Origin of the sequence: Deinococcus gobiensis I-0 (assembly GCF_000252445.1) — a bacterium.
Lineage (GTDB): Bacteria > Deinococcota > Deinococci > Deinococcales > Deinococcaceae > Deinococcus > Deinococcus gobiensis.
The window spans coordinates 25,859-43,237 of the sequence record NC_017806.1 but is presented as its reverse complement, the minus strand read 5'-3'; the positions used below and the strand labels follow the sequence as shown (position 1 = coordinate 43,237).

Below are 17,379 nucleotides of genomic sequence, written 5' to 3'. Positions count from 1 at the left end.
CGCCTCTCTCCTTCCTGGGGGCTGCGAAGGCCTCAGCTCCTTCCATCCCACAGCAGACGTTCACGCCGCGCCCCAGTGCTGCCGGCGCAGGCTGAGCATCAGCTCGGTGACCAGTTCCCGCGTGGCCGGCTCGTCGAGCGTCACCCACGCGACCGCCCCGCCCTGGCGGTCCACCGTCAGGCGCACCCCGCTGGCCTGTTCGCTGAGCAGCACGGTCCCGTCTGGCAACGTCAGCAGCTGCTGGCCTTCTGCCCACAGCCCCTGGGCGCCGTGGCGCAGGCACAGCATCAGGTCGGTCACCAGGTCCAGCAGGACTGTCTCGCTGATGACCAGCCCGGCCAGCGCACCGCCGAACCGGTCGATGTCGAGCCGCACAGCGTCCGCAACGGTCCGCAGGGTGACCTCCCCCTCTGGAGTCGCAATGACGTAGGCGACGTCGCCCCGTTCATAGCCTGGCCGCTGCAGCAGGGCCTTCAGGTCGCCCGTGCAGGCCGAGATCCGGACGGGCTGCTGGTCGCAATGCCCGCAGCGGCCCACGTCATCAAGCAGGCGACCACACCGGCACTCCGGCTCCGGGAAGATGGAGGCGCTCACGCCCGACCCTCCTGCTGGGCCGCCCAGCACAGGACCGCGAGGTGGTCGGCGCGCTGTCCCCGCAGGGCCCGCTCGGGCGTGCAGGGCTCCGCCTGGACCTCGTGGGCCTTGGCGAGCAGTGCCAGGCGCAGAAGGCGCTCGGACAGGGGACGCCTCCGGGAGGCGCGACTCACGCGGCCACCTGCCCGGTGGGGCGCGCACTCGCCAGCTTCAGGTCCTGCTCGAACTCGGCACGGCGCTCTTCCCAGGTCACGCAGACCTTGGCGTGCTTGCGGGTGCGGGCGCCGATCTTCAGGGTCTTGCTGCCGTCGGCGTTGCTGAGGATCTGGACCTCGTAGCCAATCTTCAGGCGCAGGGTGAAGATGAGGCGGTGGGCCGCGGCGTGGGTCTCTGCGCCGTCGTCGCGCGTCAGGGTCAGGCCGTCGATCTGGGCCAGCGCCTGGGCAAGGGCCGCGAACTTGCGCACGCACTTGGGGCCGACGATGCCGATGTATGGCACCTCATAGCCGATGCCCGTAGACAAAGGCTTGCTGCAGCACGAGCAGGCCCGGGCCGGAGCATGGGCAAAGGGGACGGTGGGCGGGTTGAAGCGGGGGGCGGGGTGGGGCATGATGGGGGCTCCGATTCCCCCCACCCTGGATTTCGCTGTGACTGGCGTTCAGATGGGGGGATTGGTCTTCAAATCTAGTATACAGTTGTATCATATGTATAGTGCTCCACTTAGGCATGTAATATAAATTACAATTATTATACTTGTGAAAAGGATTGAGTGCGAATCATCCATTGATGATTCGCACTCAGCAAACGGAATAGGCTATACTTGCGGCCTATACAGTAGTCTTTGGTTCACAGTAACGATATCCAAATCATATCCGTGATAATCATAATCGTGCGTAACTATCTTGATATTATTTTCTAAGCAAGTCTGAGCTATTATTAGATCATTAAAGTCATTATTTCCTGTTTGCATATCTAAAAACATATTTTCTAATTTAGCATTATCTAACATGGTTGGAAGAATAATAGTTTCCATTTTAATAATTTCAAGCGCCGCTAATATTCCCTGAATATCATCTATAAAGTTTTGACTTCTTCTATATTCTTTAGGACTAGCTCGTTTATCTACAGTAGATTTATATCTAGAGAGATTAAATTTGATATGCTGGTTTATTAGTTCTGATATTATTATGTCGCTACAGAATATTTTTATAGATCTTTGAAGTAAATCAGATAGAAGTTGCGAGTAGTCATGCACTTCAGCTCTATCTTCAGGGATCTGAGGACCGATGAGGAACATCCATACATTTGTATCAAACATTAATCTAACATCCTGCTCTATATTTAAATCTTGCAAAGAAATTATATTACGTGCACACATAATTTATTCTTCATCCTTAAATCCAGATGCATCTATTCTGGCCTCCTTAGCTTCTTCTTTAGAGGCAGCGTAGAATTTTGCATTTTCAACCACCTCTTTAATGATACTTCTCTGCTCAGGTGTAGTGTTAACGGCTTTAAGATGTTCTCGAATATAGTCTTGATCAAATCTCAAATATAGCTTACCAAAGGCGGGATTCAAGAAAGCCGAGATAATATATCTAACTCCAGCAAAAGATAACTTTACTATATTTCCATCTTCAATAATTGGACATATTCGATCATAAACCTTTTCCCCATCTGCTACAGATGTGCAAATAGGATTATTTATAATACCAACTATACTCATCTCAAAAGTTTCTTTTGACATACATCCCCCCATTAAAAAAGGTCTTCCTCTGAGATTTCCTGCACAGGTAGATAGACACTATCACGATCAGTATTGATAATTAAACTGATAGATGTTCCTAAAAATCTACTATTCATATTTAAAATCTCACGGTTAGATTCAGATATCTTAACATATGCATTGCCGCTACATAATATTACCTGACCTTCATTAGCAGTAACAAATTCTATTAAGAAAGATAAACCCAAACCACCAGGAATATTATATTTTGTAGAATTCCGCTTAGTGATAGCCCATAAGATTGAATCTTGATCAGATATATCTTTTAATAAAAATCTCGATACTCTATCTCTTATACCTACTCCTAAATCAGTTATAGTAAATCTAATAGTATGCTTATTTGGATAATATTGTCCGCACACAAATATTCCAAGACCCGATCCAGAGTGTATTACAGAGTTACTAAATAATTCTAAAATAGAATTTAATAGAGAGGATCGAGTATTCTGATTAAACTTCAGTCGCTCTCTATCCTTAGAAATCTTAGAAACATAATCTGGAAACTTGGATTCATCTGATAAGTTATAGCGCCTATATGGTACAACCGTACCATAAGAATCTTTTATATTAAATCCCGACATAAATTTAGTAAGAAAACCATTTTTACTTAAAATATTTTCAACATTTCTGTTTACTTTTACGACTTCGATTTTTGCCCCATTACTTTTATGTTTTTGTATTATTGCTCCTAAAACTGAACACATATTTACATCAATCCAAGTCATGTTTTCAAGGTTAATTGATATAGATTCATCTAAATCACTATAGTTTTTTATTTTTTCATCGAGTTTTGATAGATAAGAGTATCCTTCAAAATCTGTCCTTATTTCTGGTATATATATAATCCTTTTATTATCATAAAAAACTTCTTTCATTGCTTTACCCCTTATAATACTTTAAGAAGAAATTACTCTACAAATTATGAAGATTTTTTTAGCCAGTTACGAATATCATTAAAATATATGATCCACTCTTGAGTTGTTTTTGGACCACCCTTGAAGCTTCCTGCTTGCGCTAGTGCCATTTGTACATGTAAATCTTCAATTAGCGGATCAATCGATTTATATATTTCAACAGCTTTTTTAAGCTCTTCACTCAAATCTGATTCTTCACGTCGAAAGCTTTGACTTGATCCTTCGTGTGTCGCAATTTCTATAACTACTGCCTGATTAAGCTCTTTAATTTCCGTATCAAGTAAATGCAATTTTGAGGCAATTTGCCCAAAATATTGGCCTGTAGTCCAGTTAACGTGGCCTTTTACCATTCTGCTTACGTAACTTGGTTCAATACCCAGATGGATAGCTAAGTCCTTTTGTTGCATCTGTGCTCGCTTTAAATATGCAGCTAATCTTTCCCCAGCAACACTTGCTGTAAGTGGCATAGAACGCCCTCCTGTGGCGGTAAAGACCATTGATGAACTAGGTATCACCCTGGGCTATACGCCATACAGTATCCACAAGTTGCATATGTATAAATATCATGTTAGTCAAGTGTTGAATTATAGATTACACTTGTGTAATCTGAGGTATGCCCTCAGTCGCGATTACTCTCAAAACCGCCCGCGATCGGCTAGGCCTGACACAGAAGGAGCTAGCCATACAGGCCTTCAAGGACACAGATTTTCAGTCTTTGATCTCCCGCTATGAGGCGGGAATTGTAGAACCATCTATCGCAACCCTACGGCGGCTGGTTCCAGTTTTGGGCCTGAGCTTGGGTGATTTTGACGAAATTAGGGATGCTGACGAGAGATGATCCAGCTTCCCTCAGCTGGCATCTATGCCATCCAGAATTTGGACAATGGGCGGATCTACGTCGGCGGTAGCGTTGATGTCGACAGACGAATCAGGGTTCATCAGACGCATCTGGCTCGTGGCCAATCCGACAACCCCCATATCCGGCAGGACATCACCACCTATGGTCCTACGGTCTTTCGCATCAGCATCCTCCAGCGCACTTTCAGTACTCAGGAGCTGGCTGAGCTGGAGCAACTCTGGGCTGACCGCCTAGGTGCCTTTGAGACGGGTTACAACATCCGCCGTATTGACCCTGTCAATCACCTTCCCAGGCTCAGAAAACCCAGAGCGTTACAGGGGGCGAAGTGACAGGTATATATCCAGTCACCCCAACATCCCGCCTCTACGTCGGTGCCTCCGACAACCTCCGCCGGCGCCAGCAGGAGCACGAGCGCGCCAGGCAGGGCGGCAACTGGAGCAACAAGGCCCTGCGCGCCGACCTCAAGACCTACGGCCCCGATGCCTTCTCCTTCCACGTCCTCCAGCGCACGGGCGACCTGGGCGAACTCCGCCGCCTCGAAGCCCAGTGGGCCCAACAGTTGCGCGCCTTCGACCCGGTCACGGGCTACAACACCCAGCCGATCAGGACTCCGGAGACCTGGGACAGACGCCGGCAGCTCCAGCAGGTCCAGGCCGCAGCCGCGGGTGGCCGGGCCTGCCTGGTCCGTGCCCAGCAACATGTGCTGATCCAAGAGCGTGCCTCGTGACGCCCGCCGCCCTCGGCTGCATGACCTGCCTGACCCTTGATGCCTATGACGACTACGTGGGCTATAGCTCCAGCTATGAACAGGCTCACGCCCGAGCTGATGGACAGAGCGCGGCCTCTGAGCGTCACGCCCAGTACCTGGAAAGCATGGAGGCCGGGTCGTGAAGTTCCTGTCCGTCTCCACCCCCTGGCCTACCGCCATAGCAAGATTCGGCAAGAGGGTCGAGAACCGCGGCCGCTGGGCCCGCCTGCCCGGCCGCCTCACCCAGGCCCGCAAACTCGTCGGCCACGACCTGGCCATCCAGAGCAGTCAGACCCACGACCCCGACGGCGTGGCCTACCTCAAGCGCCTCACCGGCCGGACCTTTAAGAAGACCGACGTGGTGCAGGGCGCGGTGACGCTCGTCGTTCGGGTAACGGGGCTGCTGATGCCCGGCGACCCCTGCCCGACCGGCCAGGAGGCCTGGTACTTCGGGTCCGTCGCCCTGGTGCTGGACAACGTACGCGTGCTGCCCAAGCCGGTGCCGCTCAAGGGCAGCCTGAGCATCCAGGACCTCCCAGCCGACGTGGAGCGTCAGGTGCTCGAGCAGCTGGCGGGTGCCGCATGACCGCCCGGCTGGATGCCGATGCCGCGGCCGTGGTGCGGGCGGCCCACCGTGGGGGGACCCTCTACCAGCTGGTCGACCGCATCCGCAAGCAGGGGCGGCATATGCCCCCCGTCCGTGCTGCAGCAGTGATCGACGAACAGGTCGCCGCTGGGCACCTGCGCGTGCACGTCGCTGGTCAGGACATCTACTACAGCCGCCAACGTGCCGGCAGCCTCGCCCTCAAGGCCTGGCAGGAGGGCCTGCAATGACCCGCACTACTCTTGACCCCTGGGGCACCGAGCGGCCCGTGCTGAACCTCACGCATCAGGAGATGACGGACCTGCTGGAGTACACCTTCTCTCTTCCGACCGGCGTGACGATCGGCAAGCGCTGGCGCCGGCACGAGGGCGGCGAGTCGTGGTGCATCGGCGAGTACGCCTGCCAGACCCCTGAAGACGAGCTGCTGCACCCCGGCGAGACGGCCATCCGCTGGTGGCTGCCCTGTGTCGACGGTGGCGCGCCCGGCTCCTGGAGGGAACGCCGATGAATCTCGCCCTGCCAGTGCACCGGGTGGGTGAGCTGCCGCACCTGGTGCTGCGCATGGCCTGTGCGGCGCCCCAGTCGCGGGCGGAGCTGGCAGGGCGTGTCCGGCAACGCCACGGCCTGCAGGCCTCGGCCAATGCCGTCCGCAAGGCGACCACCAAACTCTGCCGCGCCGGTCTCCTCCGCGCTGCCGAACGCGTCGGCCGCGCCTGGCGCTATGTCCTCACGGCGCTCGGCGAACAGGTCCTCGATGACCTGGATATTGAGCTCTGGTGCCGCGTGAATCAGGTGGCTATATAAGACGCCACCCCAACGACATGCAGACAGACGCAGTGCTTCTGCCCCCAGGTCACCCCAAGTGCACGTGTCAAGTGGTGCGCCTTGACCTCCCAGCTCTGCCTGCCCACGCTGGACAAGACGTGTCCGCAGAGCGCGTGGAAGGAGGCTTGACTCCACTCGTTCGGCCCTCGCCTCGGCCTTTTCAGGCAGCGCAAGCCATACCCCCAACGGGGGGAGATACGGCGTTGCATGAGAGGTCACCCCAAATGCTCATAAATCGGAAGAGACGTCCTGGTGGGCAAAAACAGGGGTCAGCAGATCAGAGACGCCACCCCAAGCGCTGGACGCCACCCCAACGACAAGCACCGTTAGGCATGGCTCGCGATAGAGGTCACCCCAAGTACACGCACCATCCGCTCGTGCCAAACGCCATGCCACTTCGTACGCGCCACCCCAACGACAGCCACCATCCGGACATGACCCCGATCGCGTCCCCTGCCCCCACCTCCAGCACGAAACGTCACCGGGACTGCTATGCTCCAAAGCACTCCGCAGGCCGACGTGAATCCGGCCAACGGGAAACCCCCAGAGTTGGTCTGAGAAACCGCGTCTGGGGGCTGGTAAAAACCCGTAACCATTCGAATTGTGTCACCGCTTGGGGAAGCGGAGGCCTTCGCCTTGCGCGCAGTGTACGCGGCTGCGTGTGCCCGGTCAAGAAACCGGGCGGGGTTCGTGTACCCCAGGGGCGCGCCGGAGCACGCTCATGAACGCGACGAAGCGCCTCACGACAAATCTCTCCATCAACACCAGCGAAATGAACGTGCTGTTCGTACACAGCGCTCTGGATGATTACCCTCTGACACCCGAAGAATTTCGGGCGTATGCCCACTTGGCACGCCGGGCCAGCAGTGGAGCTGCCTACCCGAGCCGGGCCAGTATCGCGAAGGCCTGCCGGATGCATGAAGACACCGTGGGCGTCGTGCTGAAGAACCTGCTGACTTTCAAGATGCTGGAGGCGCACGAGCGTAAGGGCAAGACGACGCTGTACACCCTGACTCCAGCCAGTAAGTGGGTCAAGCCCCAAATTGTGGAGGCGCTGCACGCTCAGCAGGCGCAAGCGGGCGCGGCCAAGCGTGCTGACCGGAAAGCTCGGAAGGCGGCAGCCGGGGCTAGCTTGGAGTCCACCGACCCCCCCGAAACGAAGGGTGGGGTTGAAGAGGCGACCCCCCCGAAACGAAGGGTGGGGTACCCCCCCGAAACGAAGGGGCACCACCCCCCCGAAACGAAGGGGCACGAAGGAGATCCCTTAAGGAGATCCATTGAAGGAAGAGGAGTAATAGACGTTACTAGTAACCCAGGCGAGGAAGGCTCGTCGAGTGCGTCGGTGGCCGAACCCGACACGGCCGCGCACTCCTCCTCAAAAAATTTAAATTCAACCCCAACCCCTGAAGGCCTGCGGAACTCGTCCATCTTCGGAGCTGCTCTGGCCTCGCTGGTGATCGTCCCCCAGGTCGAGGCCTCCCAGCCTGACGGCACCGCTCACGCGGTGGAGCAGGACCTCTTGGTGGATTCACAGGACTTTGCTGAGCCACGTGGTGGCATGAACGAACAGGCCACGTCCCTTGAAAATGTTCCGGGCGGCGCGGCCGGGGCCGGGGCCGAGGCAGTGCAGGGGGCGCGCGGCGCCGGAGACGGGGCAGGAAGGGCCGGGGTGGACTCCATCCGCCCCGTGAATGCTCAGGAGCTTGCGGCGCGTCCTGTGGAGCCTGTGGATGGAGCGGCGTACCAGGAGCTCAAGTCGCTGGTCGGTGGGAAGAACCTGGTGCAACTGACCAAAGAACTCACGCGGACAGGTGGGCTCTCTCGTGAGGCCTGGCTGAAGCTGAAGCTCGGAGAGGTCCAGTTGGTGCGGGTGCTGGCGCAGCAGGAGGCGAAAGCAACGGGCGGGAACATGCTCACGTTGGCCGTCCGCGGACTCGACCGTCTGATCGGCGCGGTGCGGGTCGAGAAGCGGATCTCGGCGGCCGCCGTGAACGCGGATCCGCAACTGCAGCCCGGGCAGCGCTGCACGGTGGCCGACCAGGTGGGCGTCCTGACCCTGGGCGTCGTGCAGGAGGTCAACGCCGTGCGCTACAAGATCCAGTTCGATGACGGCAATGGCCGGAACATCGACCGAACGGTGGCTGCCCAGCTGTGTACCCTCAAGCCCAGCGACGCCCCTCTGCCTGTGGCCGCCCCGGTTCTGGCGCCGGAGGGTCCCACGCTGTTCGTGCCCACCGGGACCAGCTGGCGGCGCAAGGCCGGGAAAGGTGGCCAGATCGGTGAACTCGTGACCGTGCGGGCCGTGCTGGGGAACAAGCGTGAGCTGAGCAACGGCGTCAAGCTGTTCTTCTACGAGATCCAGCGGGACTTCGAGCAGGTGCAAGCGTGAGCTACGTGTCGTATAACCGGACGATCTACGGGCCGGATCCGGAGAAGGCCTTCCGGGTGGAGGCGGGACTGGTGGCGATCGTGGGGCTAGAGCACAGCTTGGCGTGGCCTGCAGGACTCGTGTGGCCTGGGGTGCAGGCCTTGCCGACGGATCTGCGGGAATGGCTGGCGGCTGTGGAGACGCGGTTGACGCCAGAGGCTCAGTGGGCGTTCTGTGCGCCGAGTACGCGGGACATTGAGGTGGCCGTGGCGCTGATTCAGGTGCAGCGGCTCCAGAGCCGGGGGGAGATGATCGATCGGATGGACTACCTGACGGCTTGGACGAATCCGAACGAGTGTTCGCACTACACCATCGCGTCGCTGCTGGGCACGAGCCGGGAGACGGTGACGAAGGTAGTTGCGCGGTGGCGATCGCGGAGAAGTCAAGCGGCGGATTGAATCCCCCCCGATGTACTAGGCCCTAAAGCTCACGCGGTTTGAAAAGACTTGACAGCATTTCAGGATGTTGCCTTTTGTACTGTCTGTTGCTTGGGCGGGGTCGTGAACCTGTGCGCCCTGTCACGCAAGTTGTACCCCGAAGCCCTGGCGCGGGCACACTGCTGGGCCGTGTACGTGCATTGGGCCCTACGAAGAGGGGTCATCCATATCCGTCGACGGACATGATCCTCGTGGGACAGTGGATGAGTCGGCGTGGCCGTACCCCACTGGGGCAGGCGCTCGCTGTATATCGAAGGGCCATGCTCAATCAACAGGACGGTTTGAGCACTGTCCTGACCGATCGACAAGGCCTTCGTAGAGTCCGCGAAGCAGTGGGCTCCATACAGTGCTGCACGCCGTGGTCCAAGTCTTGGCGAGTTGGATGCGTGTCGTCTGGCTCTGGAGTGCCCCTGATTGTCTCTCTGAGGTCCTGTCCATGCGCTTGAAGCCCCATATTCCCCGTCCCTCCGTGGCCCGGCCTGCGCTGAATCCCCCTGTGCCTTGGACCTGCTGGGTCTGTGGCGACACCCACACCCCCACAGGGGAGCCGCTCACCAATACTGGGCAGCGCATCAGGAGTCACCTGCGCGCCCACCTCCTGGAAGGCTTAGTCCGCCCCGCTACGCCCGCAGAGCGTATTGCCAGCAAAGCCTTCTTCGCCCTGACACCGGCAGGCGAGACTTTCATTGCACGTCGGCGGTTGGACCCCAGCACCCCCCGGCCCCCCGCATTGCCCCAGCCCGGGACCCAATCACGTGAGGTCTACGACGTCATCGCCGAGTTCCCGGGGGTTCGCCTCCTCGCGATAGAGATTGCCGACGAGTGTGGATTGCCCCTTCAGCTGGCGAGTGCTTTCGCGCATCACCTGGCCCGGCGCGGTGTGGTGAGGATCGAGACCGGTGGTCGGGGACGCCAGGCCGAGTTCTGGGTGGAGGCGTGACCCGCTTCCAGCCGGGTCGCAAGGCCACGCACAAGTTCGGGTCAGTCCGGACGGAGCGCGCCGGCGTCTCGTTCGACAGCAAGGTCGAGGCGGACTATCACGACGTGCTGCAGCTGGCCCTCCGGGCACAGCAGCTCGTGGGCGTGATGCGGCAGCCGGTGTTCTACCTGCCCGGGGGCACGCGGTACGTCGCGGACTTCCTGTGCTTCTGGGCGGACGGGCGGGTGGATACGCGGGACGTGAAGGGCGTGGAGACGGCCGAGTTCAAGGTGAAGTGGCGCGAGGTGCAGGCGGCCTATCCCTTCATGACCTTCGTCAGTGGTCAAGCGCAGTGGCAAGGGTTGGAAGGAAGAGGCATGAGCACAGGTACCAATGCCCGTCCAGTGCCGGAGATCCAACTCAAGGTGGCGATCCGGCGTGCGGCGCAGGAACAGTACAGGCGCCATGTGGCGAACCGGCTGTGCCTAGCGATCCTGGCGGACAACCGGACACCGCTGGGAGAGGGACAGTTGACGTTCACGCACAGCACGCGAGGGCGCAACCAAGCCCCGAGCAAGAAGGCCGGGGGGGACATCTTCTACACGAAGGTGGAACCCGTGCAACTGCTGTACGGCGAGCGGACGATCCTGACCTCGCCCTTGTCTCTCAAGGTGCTGGTGAAGCCGGAAGCGGAGGGGAGCCGGGTAACGCTGGCGACCCTGCGGACGTGGCCGACGCCGAAGACACCAGAGGTGCTGTACCGGTACCGTCGAGACCTTCAGTCGCTCGAGCGCAAGCCCGGGCTGAGTGGCGACCTGGTGCACCTGTTCGAGGAGTTGCTGAAGCCTCATCGGGCAGAGCTGCTCCGGGCCATGAACCTCTAGCCTCACCTTCCCCAAAGAGACAAGGAGCGGCCAGGGACGGGGCCTTTCCTCTTTCGGGGAGCTGCGGTCCTGGGGGGTCTATGAGCGATCATCCCTCGCCATGGAACTGATAGAGAAACCTCAGGTCGAAGGCCGGATGGATGCCTCCCCTGAGTGTCGGGAAACGACAGTTCAAGTACAATTAAATCTTTCCTCTATGACGTAGAAAATGACCTCTGGACGGCCGCTCAGCGGTCGCCAACGGTCGCGTCTTTTCGGGTTCCAGGACCCCTCCCTCGGAGTGGTCTGAATCGGTCGTCTCCCGAAGCAAGCCTGAGCGTCATAGGCCTGCTCAGGGGCGAGGAAGCGGAAAGCATGCGCGTTGCGAAATCTCCTCACCCAGAGGGGCTGGACCGGTCCGGGCGGGTGACAAAAGCGGCATGAACTTTCCGCTGTTTTTGTCACCTTCGGTATGGCGTTCAGGTCCATTCCAGAGGGAGTCATCGCGGCACAGAACTGACAGAACTGACACTTAAAAAAGGGAGGAGAAGGGGGTATTTTCGGATTTTCGGAGAGGTCCAGAGCTACGTGAGAAAGTGGAAATGTCAGGTCTGATTTCCGGCGCTCAGACGCACAAACTACGGTGCGGAGGTCGGGCAGAACAGACAGAACAGACAGCTAAAAAAAGAGGAGAGAAGCACGTGTCCTCTGCCATCACGGATCAGGTTGAGGTGCTTTTGGATGCTGGAGGGCAGGCCAGCGATGTTTGGTGTTCCGGAGCGTGCTAAAGGGAAGGAACACCCGGGCTAAAACTTGTCAAAACCTGACATCGCGGCGCGTGCGAAATGCGGGTATGGTGAATAGAAGATGCATCCCAGGCAACCTTCAGCACCCCTATGGACGATCCATCACAGGATCCCCGTGGAGAACTCGTCCACGGCTTAAGCTTGAGGTTGCTGGGATTCAAACCCCACAGGCCCCAGCTTTTCCTCTCAAATGTCGAGGGCAAATTGGATACGCCCAGTACCCCCTGATCCGTTGGCAGAGCGAAGGGGTACAGAGGCCTGAGCCGCGGCACGCCGAGGTCGCCTTCACCGCTCTCTGGTCGCACGAGGTCACCGACAATGACGTGGTCTCTACGCAGGTCCGCCGCCTCCACGCCTTGGGCCAGGGCTAGGGAGTTGCTCTCCCAGCTCAGACCTGGGTCCAGTCTTCCAGCAGGAGACCGGGAACCCGCCTGAACTCCCGGGTGTTGTTCGTGACCAGCGGTAAACCACATGCCAGTGCAGTCGCGGCGATCTGAAAATCCAGTGGGCCGATCGGGGTGCCCTGCTGTTCGAGCCCCGCGCGCAGCTGCCCATAGGTATCCGTGATCTGCGAGTCGAAGGGTACGATCTCCATCTGCGCTGAGAAGTCCAGTACGGCCGCGAGGTTTTGCTCGACCCGCTGACTCTTGTACGCTCCGTGCAGCAACTCCGCCTCGGTAATGGCGCTGATCCCCAGCTCCCCAGGCTTGAGGACCTGAAAGCGGGCCCTCACGGCTGCTGGGCGGTTCTTGATGATGAAGATGCAGATGTTCGTGTCGAGGAGATAGCGTAGGCTCAGAACGCTTCACGCTCCTGCTCGCTGCCCTGCTGGCGCCCCTCGGGCAGGAAGTCGTCCCCGACCTGAGCCAGCGCGTCGAAGGCGCCCACGAGACTCGTCCCCAGAGCGACGGGACGCAGGATCAGAACGTCCCCCCGGCGGGTGACCTGTAATTCGCTGACCTCCAACCGCAGTTCCCTGGGAAGCCGGACCGCTTGTGAATTGCCACTCTGGAAGACCTTGACAGTGACCATACTCCCTCCGTAGATACGGATAAGTATATACGACGGGAGAGGACCTGCATTGTCTGCCGACGGCATTGTCGAAGCAGGGCAGACCTACCAGCCGTGCCTGCTGGACGACTCTATGCGCCGAATAGCCCATGTGAGTCACTGCGCACCTGTGATTTGCTCTAGAGATGCCAGATCTAAATCAGGCGTCTCAGGCTCTCCGTCTCGCGCTTGGAGACTTCCTTGACCGCTCTGGTCCAGAAGGTGTCTTCCACCTAGCTCCAGGAGGGCCGGGCCTGCTGCCCGCTCTCGCCGACTTGGATGTTCCTGAACTGCATCTCGAGCTTCTCCCCGAAACGCCTACAGCCCTGCAGCAGCAGCGGCTGGTTCATCTGGGCTACATTCCTCTCGATCCTCTGACCTGGCAGCATCCCGAAGGCTGGCGCCTGGTCATCTGCATTCATGGGAGTGGATGGCGCGCCGATCAGGCGGCGCTCTCGACGTGGCTCTGGGAGGACCCTGCGGCCGCGCCGGCCTACCGTCAGGTTTTCGAACGTGGTGGGCGCATCTACGCAGATGAAACGCTCCTGCCTGCCGCGCTCCGTCACTACGAACGGACTATTGGCCTGCAGCCATTTGAGGACGTGGCGGCCACCTTCTCGGCCTTGACCACGCCCTGGATGTTCGCGGCGGGGATGGCGCTTGACCTGCATCTGGACCGGGTGGCACGGCCGCACGATGATCTCGATGTCCTCCTGGACTGGTCAGCTCAGGGGGAAATCATCCCCCTGCTGAAGGGGTGGCGCTTGGATGTGCCTGTAGACGGGCGCTATCAGGCCTACACGGGGCACCTGCAGCCCCCACATCACCAGATCCATGCCCGTCACACTGAACTTCAGGGCGTGTTGTTGCTGGATCTGCTGCTGAGCGACCTGAGCGGAGAAACCTGGCGCTACCGGCGTGATCCCCAGGTCACCCTGCCCCTGAGTCGGGCCCGCCTGTGGAGTCGCCAGGGCTGGCCGTATCTGGCGCCCGAGGTGGTACTGCTGTTCAAGGCAGGAGTGGCAGACCGTGAGATACGGGGGAAGGATCAGGCAGATTTCGAACGGGTACGGCTGAGCCTGGGCGCAGAGGCGAGACAGTGGCTGAAGGAGACGCTGTCCCGTACCCAGCCTGGACATGCTTGGCTGGAACGATTGTGAATACTGAGGAGGGGAACAATACAGATGCTCTGAGTACCAACACTACGCTGTCATTTTGCTAAATGTAGACCTACCTTAATTCTTTAGACACTTTCCAACAGACTCGTGATTTCAGTCGCCGCAATTATCGCGGCGACTGAAATCACGAGCCTCATAGACCACTCCTTTTTGAGTATTCTATGGTTTTTGGAAGGTCACGGTGTTTTTCATTCCCCGCATCTCATGGTCTCCCACAGGACAATCCGCTTCATATGTTCCGGGTGGAAGCTTGACGATCAGGACACTTTTCTCTCCGGCCCGCAGCACCGGTGTCGCGAGCTCGAAGCTCTGGTTCCCCAGTTTCCCCTCGAGCTTGAAGGCGTGGGGATACTGACCGTCATTCTCGACTTCGAACCTCGCAGTGGCGGCTTTGATCGTCGCTGTCTGCATCCCCAAACTCCACTCTTTCAATTTGACCTGGACTGTCTGCACTTGAGGAGTCGTGCCACTTTGAGCGGCCGCAGACGCGCTCCATGTCCCCGCGATTACACTTCCAGTCAATAGCATGAATCCTGTCAGCCCGTTCTTCACCTGTCGGTGCATCTGAAACCTCCATGGCATGCGCTCATCCGCTTTTCTCAGCGAACACGTGAGCCGTCTTCAACCGTAGGGCTGGTTAGCGGCGTCCACCACCACGGTGCCCATGGTCATCACCAGACTCAGCACGTCTGCCCTGATCATCTCCAGGTTCCTGATGCCGGTTTCCGCGAACTTCTCCTGCGTGCGCTGCCGACGCTCGGGTGACCGTGGCGCGGTGGCGTGTACCCTGGCGATCAGATGACTGCTCGCGGGCGAAGGCAGGCGTAAGGGTCAGCAGCGCAGCGAGAACTGTCATGGACAGCATGATGTTGCGTTTCATAGAGACCTCCTTGGTGTGCTGCCACTGTATGAAGTTGGCTTCTTTAGCGGTATCGACCAAAGAAGCTGCTGCACCGGTGGACTCAGGTCCCTATGGACCTCCGACCTTAGTCGCCTCTTGCGACTCGTAGGGCTGGAGGTGGGTAGGCTCATCGGTTATGGGAACGGCAGGTGACAAGGAAGACCGCCCCGGAAGGCGGCGGTTTCACTCGGCGCTTTCGCTTTCGAGAATGGCGCGGACACCAGGCGGCATCTTGTCCAGCCAGCGGTCGAGGGCCTTAAGGTCGGCTGGGTCGAGTCGCGCCAAAAGACGGCGGCTGCCCAGGCTCTTGCCCACCTGTAGAGCGCGGTGCATCGGTACCTTCCCTTTAGGCATGGCCACCTTGAGTCGCTCGACCTCCTCGCGCAGTTCCGAGCGCGATTTGCCCTCGGCGGCCAGTGCGATCAGGCGGGCATGCTGCTCCTCTGGCGCTGAGACGATCACAGCTGCGTGGGTATAGGGCAGTCCCTGACGCATCGCCTCAACCACGGCCGGGGGCCAGTTCAGGATGCGGACCTTATTCTTGGCAAACGAGGCCCAGGTTTCCCGGAGCGGTCCGAACAGGGTGTCGAGCGCCGCGTGGTCGGTCCCCGGTTCTTCCTTGAGCAACTGGATCAGGCGGGCGCGGGCGTCTTCGCGTGACAGGCCCAGAGCCAGGCCGATCAGGTCGAGCTTGCCGTCCACCTCGTCGATGATGTTCAGGTTCTCGCGCTGAAGGTTCTCCACCAGGGCAGCGGCCTGCGCCTCACGGTCGGTCAGGTCACGGATGATCACAGGCACCTCGTGCAAGCCGGCGAGCTGCGCGGCCCGCCAGCGGCGCTCCCCAGCCACGATCTCGTGCCCCTCCCCCACTGGACGGACCAGGAGGGGCTGGAGTATCCCCTGCTCGGCGATGCTGCGGGCCAGGTCGGCGAGACCCACCTCGTCGAACAGTCGGCGGGGCTGATGGGCGCCGGGACGCAGCGCTGTCACAGCGAGGGTCTGAGTGGTCTGGGGAGCGCGGGCCAGCTGGGCGGAGGCGCCGAGAAGGGCGTCGATGTCGCCGCGTGGGTTGGTGGGACGCTTACGGGTCATGCGGGTCCCTCGTAACGTAGGCCGGCCGCCTGGGCGATCGCGCTGGTCAGTCGGATCACGTCGGCGTGCACTGGGCTGCGTGGGGCGTAGACCCCTACAGGCTGCCCGGCTGTAGTGCTGTCCAGCCACACTGCCTCCCGCTGGGGGACCGGCTCGGACATTGGGTTGAGGTAGCCACGCAGCTGTTCCAGAACCTCACGGTCGTGTAGGCGCCGGGCGTCGTGCATGGTAGGCACGTAGAGGGCCACCCTCAGCTCAGGCCGTAGCCGATGGTACATCCCCATCGCACGGTTCAGGCCGGGTAGGGCATCTAGGCCTTTTTGGCGGGTAGGCATCGGCACGATCAGGCGGTCGGCGGCCAGGGCACCCAGCGTGGCGAGTTGCCCAAGGCTGGGTGGACTGTCGATCAGGACCACGTCGTACTGGTCGGCTACGGCGGTGAGCGCCTGCTTCAGGAACAGGATGGAGCCGACCTGCCCAAGCATCTGCGCCTCGGCCGAGGCGAGATCGACGTGGGCCGGAATGAGGGATAGGCCGTGGACCTGTACTGGCGCAGGCAAGGGCGCGCCGTCGACCGCGACTGGATAGATGGTCTGGTCGATCTCGATCCCGCCCACACCCAACCAGCCCGTAAGGTTGGCCTGGGGATCGAGGTCGATCAGCAACACACGCTGGCCACCGTGGGCGAGCTCATAGCCGACGTCGCGGGCGAGGCTGGTCTTGCCTGCGCCACCCGCGTGGTTGAACACTGTGAGCGTGATCATGCCGGTACGATACTTGAGATCGTACCGGTACGAACTGGCGTGTTGGAATATATGGAGATAGGGTCGTACCGGTACGATCTTGGGTCGGAGTGGCCGAGATCAGGACAGGGGAGAGGGGTATACCCCTCCTATGATAGACCAGCAGGTAGACCTAAAAGGCGATACAGAAGCGGTCAAAGTAGTTTGAATATCAGGCTCCCCACGATTGCAGGGGAGAACTGGGCTCACAACCGTTTCAGAGGTATTTGCAACGGTCCATTCATACACCCGTGAGGAACATTGGTACAGCACCACATCTTGGACTTCTGTTGCCGGTTCGTCCCCACCCCTGTGGGGAACACGCCAGGCCCAGGCTCAGGGCCACCTGCCGGCTCGATCCATCCCCACGCCTGTAGGGAACACTCGCCGCCATTGGCCGCGTCTGCCGTGTTGCCCAGTCCATCCCTACGCCTGTGGGGAACACTGGTACGCGCGGCGGTCAGGCAAGGGGCAGGCCGGTCCATCCCCACGCCTGTGGGGAACACCAAGGCCGAGTGATGGGCGGCTTTGGCCTGAGCGGTCCATCCCCACGCCTGTAGGGAACACCCCCAGGGGCGCAGCAGGTCCACCGT

25 protein-coding genes and 1 CRISPR repeat array (1 of these 26 running past the window's edge) are annotated in these 17,379 nt (G+C 59.2%); of the genes, 12 read left to right on the top strand and 13 right to left on the bottom strand.

Annotated elements, in window-relative coordinates; genetic code table 11:
* Nucleotides 1-60 precede the first annotated feature (60 nt).
* The 7 genes from DGO_RS20620 to DGO_RS22825 all read right to left on the bottom strand — a co-directional run bounded on the left by DGO_RS20620 (nucleotide 61) and on the right by DGO_RS22825 (nucleotide 3,761).
* The gene (locus DGO_RS20620; RefSeq protein WP_014695847.1) at nucleotides 61-594 is read right to left on the bottom strand and encodes a hypothetical protein; all 534 of its coding nucleotides are present in this window, start codon (nucleotides 592-594) and stop codon (nucleotides 61-63) included.
* Entirely contained in the window at nucleotides 591-767 is a 177-nt protein-coding gene (locus tag DGO_RS24010; RefSeq protein ID WP_014695846.1) for a hypothetical protein, read from the bottom strand. Before DGO_RS24010 ends, DGO_RS20620 begins: the two co-directional genes overlap by 4 nt.
* Nucleotides 764-1,204, bottom strand: a complete 441-nt coding sequence (locus DGO_RS23660) for a hypothetical protein (RefSeq protein ID WP_145975602.1) — start codon at nucleotides 1,202-1,204, stop codon at nucleotides 764-766. The genes DGO_RS24010 and DGO_RS23660 overlap by 4 nt, the downstream gene beginning before the upstream one ends.
* Before the next feature lie 204 nt (nucleotides 1,205-1,408).
* Nucleotides 1,409-1,948 carry a PIN domain-containing protein gene (locus tag DGO_RS22840; RefSeq protein WP_169331076.1) on the bottom strand — a complete coding sequence of 180 codons (540 nt, stop codon included), beginning with the start codon at nucleotides 1,946-1,948 and terminating at the stop codon, nucleotides 1,409-1,411.
* A gap of 27 nt (nucleotides 1,949-1,975) precedes the next feature.
* Nucleotides 1,976-2,341 (bottom strand): STAS-like domain-containing protein, encoded by a 366-nt coding sequence (locus DGO_RS22835; protein ID WP_014695843.1) that lies wholly within the window; start codon nucleotides 2,339-2,341, stop codon nucleotides 1,976-1,978.
* An 11-nt stretch (nucleotides 2,342-2,352) separates the two neighbouring features.
* A complete protein-coding gene (locus DGO_RS22830) occupies nucleotides 2,353-3,255 on the bottom strand; it encodes an ATP-binding protein (RefSeq protein WP_014695842.1) in 903 nt (300 codons plus the stop codon).
* A 44-nt stretch (nucleotides 3,256-3,299) separates the two neighbouring features.
* The gene (locus DGO_RS22825; RefSeq protein WP_014695841.1) at nucleotides 3,300-3,761 is read right to left on the bottom strand and encodes a helix-turn-helix domain-containing protein; all 462 of its coding nucleotides are present in this window, start codon (nucleotides 3,759-3,761) and stop codon (nucleotides 3,300-3,302) included.
* A gap of 146 nt (nucleotides 3,762-3,907) precedes the next feature.
* On the opposite strand from DGO_RS22825, the gene DGO_RS24995 reads away from it, so the two are divergent.
* The 11 genes from DGO_RS24995 (at nucleotide 3,908) to DGO_RS24565 (ending at nucleotide 10,998) form a co-directional block, all read left to right on the top strand.
* The gene (locus DGO_RS24995; RefSeq protein ID WP_014695840.1) at nucleotides 3,908-4,132 is read left to right on the top strand and encodes a helix-turn-helix domain-containing protein; all 225 of its coding nucleotides are present in this window, start codon (nucleotides 3,908-3,910) and stop codon (nucleotides 4,130-4,132) included.
* Nucleotides 4,129-4,482: a GIY-YIG nuclease family protein gene (locus tag DGO_RS20610; RefSeq protein WP_014695839.1), complete on the top strand. Its 354-nt coding sequence runs from the start codon at nucleotides 4,129-4,131 to the stop codon at nucleotides 4,480-4,482. Before DGO_RS24995 ends, DGO_RS20610 begins: the two co-directional genes overlap by 4 nt.
* Complete coding sequence (locus DGO_RS20605) at nucleotides 4,479-4,880, top strand: GIY-YIG nuclease family protein (protein ID WP_014695838.1); 402 nt, start codon at nucleotides 4,479-4,481, stop codon at nucleotides 4,878-4,880. Before DGO_RS20610 ends, DGO_RS20605 begins: the two co-directional genes overlap by 4 nt.
* On the top strand, nucleotides 4,877-5,044 hold the full coding sequence (locus DGO_RS24005; protein ID WP_014695837.1) for a hypothetical protein: 168 nt from the start codon (nucleotides 4,877-4,879) through the stop codon (nucleotides 5,042-5,044). The genes DGO_RS20605 and DGO_RS24005 overlap by 4 nt, the downstream gene beginning before the upstream one ends.
* Nucleotides 5,041-5,487, top strand: coding sequence for a hypothetical protein (locus DGO_RS20600; protein WP_014695836.1), 447 nt, complete (start codon nucleotides 5,041-5,043; stop codon nucleotides 5,485-5,487). The genes DGO_RS24005 and DGO_RS20600 overlap by 4 nt, the downstream gene beginning before the upstream one ends.
* The gene (locus tag DGO_RS20595) at nucleotides 5,484-5,735 is read left to right on the top strand and encodes a hypothetical protein (protein WP_014695835.1); all 252 of its coding nucleotides are present in this window, start codon (nucleotides 5,484-5,486) and stop codon (nucleotides 5,733-5,735) included. Before DGO_RS20600 ends, DGO_RS20595 begins: the two co-directional genes overlap by 4 nt.
* A complete protein-coding gene (locus DGO_RS20590; protein WP_014695834.1) occupies nucleotides 5,732-6,013 on the top strand; it encodes a hypothetical protein in 282 nt (93 codons plus the stop codon). The genes DGO_RS20595 and DGO_RS20590 overlap by 4 nt, the downstream gene beginning before the upstream one ends.
* The gene (locus tag DGO_RS20585; protein WP_014695833.1) at nucleotides 6,010-6,309 is read left to right on the top strand and encodes a hypothetical protein; all 300 of its coding nucleotides are present in this window, start codon (nucleotides 6,010-6,012) and stop codon (nucleotides 6,307-6,309) included. The genes DGO_RS20590 and DGO_RS20585 overlap by 4 nt, the downstream gene beginning before the upstream one ends.
* 742 nt (nucleotides 6,310-7,051) lie before the next feature.
* Nucleotides 7,052-8,719 carry a helix-turn-helix domain-containing protein gene (locus DGO_RS22815; protein ID WP_014695830.1) on the top strand — a complete coding sequence of 556 codons (1,668 nt, stop codon included), beginning with the start codon at nucleotides 7,052-7,054 and terminating at the stop codon, nucleotides 8,717-8,719.
* Nucleotides 8,716-9,156 (top strand): helix-turn-helix domain-containing protein, encoded by a 441-nt coding sequence (locus tag DGO_RS20575; RefSeq protein WP_043805250.1) that lies wholly within the window; start codon nucleotides 8,716-8,718, stop codon nucleotides 9,154-9,156. Before DGO_RS22815 ends, DGO_RS20575 begins: the two co-directional genes overlap by 4 nt.
* 975 nt (nucleotides 9,157-10,131) lie before the next feature.
* Nucleotides 10,132-10,998 carry a DUF1064 domain-containing protein gene (locus DGO_RS24565; protein ID WP_050921009.1) on the top strand — a complete coding sequence of 289 codons (867 nt, stop codon included), beginning with the start codon at nucleotides 10,132-10,134 and terminating at the stop codon, nucleotides 10,996-10,998.
* Between the two features lie 1,173 nt (nucleotides 10,999-12,171).
* On the opposite strand, the gene vapC is transcribed toward DGO_RS24565, so the two are convergent.
* Both vapC and DGO_RS20555 read right to left on the bottom strand, forming a co-directional pair.
* Nucleotides 12,172-12,582: a type II toxin-antitoxin system tRNA(fMet)-specific endonuclease VapC gene (vapC, locus tag DGO_RS20560; RefSeq protein ID WP_043805246.1), complete on the bottom strand. Its 411-nt coding sequence runs from the start codon at nucleotides 12,580-12,582 to the stop codon at nucleotides 12,172-12,174.
* Nucleotides 12,579-12,815 (bottom strand): antitoxin, encoded by a 237-nt coding sequence (locus DGO_RS20555; RefSeq protein WP_014695822.1) that lies wholly within the window; start codon nucleotides 12,813-12,815, stop codon nucleotides 12,579-12,581. The genes vapC and DGO_RS20555 overlap by 4 nt, the downstream gene beginning before the upstream one ends.
* A 293-nt stretch (nucleotides 12,816-13,108) precedes the next feature.
* Between DGO_RS20555 and DGO_RS20550 the strand changes: the two genes are divergently transcribed.
* Nucleotides 13,109-13,993, top strand: a complete 885-nt coding sequence (locus tag DGO_RS20550) for a hypothetical protein (protein WP_226991586.1) — start codon at nucleotides 13,109-13,111, stop codon at nucleotides 13,991-13,993.
* Nucleotides 13,994-14,170: 177 nt separating this feature from the next.
* Here the strand turns inward: DGO_RS20550 and DGO_RS23655 are convergent, their stop codons facing one another.
* The 4 genes from DGO_RS23655 to DGO_RS20540 form a co-directional block, all read right to left on the bottom strand.
* Nucleotides 14,171-14,575: a cupredoxin domain-containing protein gene (locus tag DGO_RS23655; RefSeq protein ID WP_169331074.1), complete on the bottom strand. Its 405-nt coding sequence runs from the start codon at nucleotides 14,573-14,575 to the stop codon at nucleotides 14,171-14,173.
* A 73-nt stretch (nucleotides 14,576-14,648) separates the two neighbouring features.
* On the bottom strand, nucleotides 14,649-14,891 hold the full coding sequence (locus tag DGO_RS22790; RefSeq protein WP_014695819.1) for a hypothetical protein: 243 nt from the start codon (nucleotides 14,889-14,891) through the stop codon (nucleotides 14,649-14,651).
* 204 nt (nucleotides 14,892-15,095) lie between these two features.
* A complete protein-coding gene (locus DGO_RS20545) occupies nucleotides 15,096-16,004 on the bottom strand; it encodes a ParB/RepB/Spo0J family partition protein (RefSeq protein ID WP_014695818.1) in 909 nt (302 codons plus the stop codon).
* Nucleotides 16,001-16,768 carry a ParA family protein gene (locus DGO_RS20540; RefSeq protein WP_014695817.1) on the bottom strand — a complete coding sequence of 256 codons (768 nt, stop codon included), beginning with the start codon at nucleotides 16,766-16,768 and terminating at the stop codon, nucleotides 16,001-16,003. Before DGO_RS20540 ends, DGO_RS20545 begins: the two co-directional genes overlap by 4 nt.
* Nucleotides 16,769-17,080: 312 nt before the next feature.
* Nucleotides 17,081-17,379: a CRISPR direct-repeat array (repeat unit 29 nt; unit sequence CGGTCCATCCCCACGCCTGTGGGGAACAC) (it continues 5,521 nt past the right edge of the window).